This window comes from Paenibacillus periandrae (assembly GCF_022458865.1).
In the GTDB taxonomy this organism is placed as follows: domain Bacteria; phylum Bacillota; class Bacilli; order Paenibacillales; family NBRC-103111; genus Paenibacillus_S; species Paenibacillus_S periandrae.
Genome location: NZ_JAJNMU010000134.1, coordinates 1 through 456 on the forward strand (window position 1 = coordinate 1; position 456 = coordinate 456).

A 456-nucleotide genomic window follows, 5' to 3' on the forward strand; every position below is an offset into this window, starting at 1 on the left:
GATCCGCAGGTGTGGCCTGCCGTTGAGAGGGCGGCGATGCTGTGCCGGCAGTTGTGTGACAAGCATGGTGTTCCGAAAAGGAAACTGTCGGCTGCCGATTTGAAGGCCGGTAAACGTGGTGTTTGCGGGCATGTGGATGTTACGGATGCGTGGCATCAGTCGGATCATGACGATCCGGGGCCGTGGTTTCCGTGGGACAAATTTATGGCCGTCGTCTGCGGCGGCAGTGGAGATAGTGGGGAGTTAACTGTGGCTGATGTGAAAGCCTTGCATGATCAGATTAAACAATTGTCTGCTCAGCTTACTGGTTCGGTGAATAAGCTGCACCATGATGTTGGTGTGGTTCAGGTACAGAATGGTGATTTGGGTAAACGTGTTGATGCCCTGTCGTGGGTGAAGAATCCGGTGACGGGGAAGTTGTGGCGCACCAAGGATGCTTTGTGGAGCATCTGGTAT

At 53.9% G+C, this 456-nt stretch carries 1 protein-coding gene; it reads left to right on the plus strand.

Annotated elements, in window-relative coordinates:
• Positions 1-51: 51 nt before the first annotated feature.
• Positions 52-456 (plus strand): hypothetical protein (locus LRL21_RS44930; protein ID WP_240422222.1); only part of this gene is annotated, 405 nt, incomplete at its 3' end.